The sequence below is a fragment of the Arthrobacter sp. I3 genome (assembly GCF_000520575.1).
In the GTDB taxonomy this organism is placed as follows: Bacteria; Actinomycetota; Actinomycetes; order Actinomycetales; family Micrococcaceae; genus Arthrobacter; species Arthrobacter humicola_A.
Map to the genome: position 1 here is coordinate 1 of NZ_KI914952.1, position 3,188 is coordinate 3,188.

Genomic DNA, 3,188 nt, shown 5'->3' on the forward strand with positions numbered 1-3,188 from the left:
CCCGCCGCCGTCGAAAAGCCCGTGAAGCCCAAGGCCGAGGCAAGGCTCTACGGCTCACGTACCCTGGGCCAGTGGATCAAGCTCGTCGTGCTCTTCGCCGTCGGCGGAGTGGCCGCCGCAGCGATTCTTGTGCTCGCCGCGCGCGGCGTGACGACCCTGCCGGGCGTGCCCGAGTTCCTCGAGAGATACCCCGGCGCTTATGACCTGCCCGATACGGTGGAGCCCGGCTTCCCATGGTGGGCACAGTGGGCGCACTTCCTGAACATCTTCCTGATGGTGCTCATCATTCGCTCCGGCTATCAGGTGCGCACGCAGCAGAAGCCGCCGGCGTACTGGACGCCGAAGCGCGGTGGCAAGAAGATCAGCATTAACCTGTGGCTGCACCAGTCGCTCGACATTTTGTGGCTGGCCAACGGGCTCATCTTTGTGGTGCTGCTGTTTGCCTCTGGCCGTTGGATGCGGATCGTGCCGAGCAGTTGGGAGGCCGTCCCGAACGCGCTCTCCGCGCTCCTGCAGTACATGACACTGGACTGGCCCGTTGAGACCGGCTGGGTGAACTACAACAGCCTGCAGCAGATCATGTACTTCGTGGTGGTCTTCATCGCTGCCCCCGTCGCTGCGATCACGGGTGCGCGCATGAGCGAGTTCTGGCCGAAGAACGCGAAAACGCTGAACAAGATATACCCGGTGGAGGTTGCGCGCGCGGTGCACTTCCCGACCATGCTGTTTTTCGTGCTGTTCATCCTCATCCACGTGTTCCTCGTGTTCGCGACCGGTGCGCTGCGCAACCTGAACCACATGTTCGGCGGCACCGACGTGGTGAACTGGGCCGGGTTCTGGCTCTTCGCGGCCGCCATCGCCATCACGGCGGCCGGATGGTACGCCGCCCGCCCGCTGGTGCTCGCGCCCATCGCGAAGCTGTTCGGCCAGGTGAGCAGCCGCTAGGCCGGAATTCCCGCGTTCAGCGGCGCAGCAGGTAATCGGCCACGCCGTCCGGGTTTGCCAGGGCGAGGAGATGGCCGCCGGGCAGCACGTCGGGCTCTATGCCGAGGCGTTCGCGGGCGAGCCGTTGTTGGAAGGCCAGGGGAAAGAACCGGTCACCCTTTCCGGCCAGGACGCGGGTCGGGATACCGGGCCAGGCCGTGAAGTTGCAGGCCGACTCGAACACCGCCTCTGCTTCGGGGCGTTGGTGCGGTTCGCCTTCCGCGGCGACTTCCGGCGGAACGTCGTGCAGGAAATAGGTGTCCGTGTCGAACTCAGTGCTGTACCCGTGGGCCTGGGCCGCGCTTTGCTGCGCCGCAGCCCAGCCGGTGGTGTCCCACCATGCGCCGGGGGTCTCGCCCGGTACGGGGATCATCGCATTCACCAGGACAAGCCCGGCGACGGGGGCTTTTTCGCACACCAGCGGGGCGGTGAAGCCACCCAGTGACTGCGCAACGAGCACCACGTCCTGGCGTCCACCGACGGCTTCGAGCACCAGGCGCGCGTACTCGGGCAGCCCGGCGCTTTCATCGTCGCCGGGCAGATCGACGGCAACGGCTTCGTGGCCGGCCCTCTGCAGCAGCGGAACGACGCGGCTCCAGTACCAGGCCGCGCCGCCCGCTCCGGGGATCAGGACGAATCTGCTCACCGCAGCACCGGCCAAGCCACGACGGCGGGACCCCGGGGCCGGACCGGCAGGCGGCGGCCGTTGGGCCGGGTTCGTTTCGATGCGGATCTCATCTCCCCATTGTCACCCCGCCCGCGTCGACTCCGGCACCCGCAATACCCCAACCGCCGCCACCAAATACGGCACCGGATCCGGGTCCGTCCCGGCGGCCCACTGCATCCAGGCCTCGAACGTCGCGCCGATCAGTGCGGCACACAGATACCCCGCGACATCCTCGCGGACCCCGGCCGACAGCAGATACGCTCGGGTCCGCTCGCGCTGCGGCGCCAGGGACTCGTAGCTCCGGCTGGCCAGTTCGGGGTGTTCGGCGATCAGCCGCAGCCGGCCGCGCGTCACGGCGAGGTCAGGCAGGACGGCAACCCCGGCGATGGCGGCCTCCCGGAGCCCCGCCAGGATGTCGCCGCCGGGACCTTCAGCGCGGGCCGAATCGAGCACGAGACGGGAAGCCTCGACCACCGGCTCCATGCCGCCCCAGACGAGCTCGGCCTTGCTGGAGAAGTAGCGGTACAGGCTCTTGCGCCCGATCCCCGCCTCGCGCGCGATGTCCTCCATGGAGGTCTGCTCGTAGCCGCGCTCGGCGAACAGCCGCAGCGCGAGGGCGGCCACGGCGTCGGGATCAATCGTCACCGGGCGCCCGGCGGGGCGCGGAACGGCGGTGGTCACGGCATCCGAAGGCATCCCACCAGTATTCACCCTTACATAATGACACAGAGTGTCATAAGCTGGGCCGCATCAGGATGAGCAACGTCTGGAAGGACATCATGGGCAACGAAGCTTCATGGCAGGAAGTCACCACCACCGGCCGGTTCGCCGGCAAGACCGTCATCGTCACCGGCGCAGCCTCCGGCATCGGCCAGGCCACCGCGCTGCGCATCGCCAGGGAAGGCGGCCGCGTCATCGCCGCCGACATCAGCAAGGAACGCCTGGATGACCTCGTGGCCGAGAACGCCGGGCTGGACCTGGTCCCGGTATCCGATGCTCCCCGGACGTCCATGCCGGGCGAGATTTCCGTCGCGGCCGCCGGCGGACGAATCGACGCGCTGGCGAACGTCGCCGGCATCATGGACAACTTCGCCCCGATCCACGAGGTGGACGACGACACCTGGGACCGTGTCTTCCGGATCAACGTCACCGCCCTCATGCGCCTGACCCGCGCGGTGGTGCCGCTGATGCTGGACGCCGGGACCGGTTCCGTGGTCAACGTCGCCTCCGAGGCCGGGCTGCGCGGGTCCGCCGCCGGCGCCGCGTACACGGCGTCCAAGCACGCCGTCGTGGGCCTGACCAAGAACTCGGCTGTAATGTACGGGCCCAAGGGCCTGCGCTTCAACGCCGTGGCCCCCGGCCCCACCATCACCAACATCGTGGCCAACTGGGGTTCCCAGCTCGCGGCCGAACGCCTCGGCCCGCTGATGCAGGCCACCGTCCCGACGCCCGCCACCGCCGCGCAGCTCGCCGCGTCCATCACGTTCCTGCTTAGCGACGACGGTACCAACATCAACGGCGCCATCCTCGCCTCCGA

4 protein-coding genes are annotated in these 3,188 nt (G+C 68.4%); 2 read left to right on the plus strand and 2 right to left on the minus strand.

Annotation, left to right across the window (positions count from 1 at the left end; genetic code table 11):
- The first annotated feature begins 21 nt into the window (after nucleotides 1-21).
- Nucleotides 22-945, plus strand: a complete 924-nt coding sequence (locus Y706_RS0118515) for a cytochrome b/b6 domain-containing protein (RefSeq protein WP_084476248.1) — start codon at nucleotides 22-24, stop codon at nucleotides 943-945.
- Nucleotides 946-961: 16 nt separating this feature from the next.
- On the opposite strand, the gene Y706_RS0118520 is transcribed toward Y706_RS0118515, so the two are convergent.
- Both Y706_RS0118520 and Y706_RS0118525 read right to left on the minus strand, forming a co-directional pair.
- Nucleotides 962-1,630, minus strand: a complete 669-nt coding sequence (locus tag Y706_RS0118520) for an alpha/beta fold hydrolase (RefSeq protein WP_043436469.1) — start codon at nucleotides 1,628-1,630, stop codon at nucleotides 962-964.
- Between the two features lie 102 nt (nucleotides 1,631-1,732).
- Nucleotides 1,733-2,347, minus strand: coding sequence for a TetR family transcriptional regulator (locus tag Y706_RS0118525; protein WP_028277773.1), 615 nt, complete (start codon nucleotides 2,345-2,347; stop codon nucleotides 1,733-1,735).
- An 83-nt stretch (nucleotides 2,348-2,430) separates the two neighbouring features.
- Here Y706_RS0118525 and Y706_RS26405 point away from each other — a divergent pair.
- Nucleotides 2,431-3,188, plus strand: a 758-nt coding sequence (locus tag Y706_RS26405; protein WP_043436472.1) for an SDR family NAD(P)-dependent oxidoreductase, incomplete at its 3' end; no start/stop codon positions are given.

Bases quoted from the DNA above. Each gene is read 5' to 3' on its own strand.
- Y706_RS0118525 (WP_028277773.1), bottom strand. From the start codon at position 2,347: ATGCCTTCGGATGCCGTGACCACCGCCGTTCCGCGCCCCGCCGGGCGC.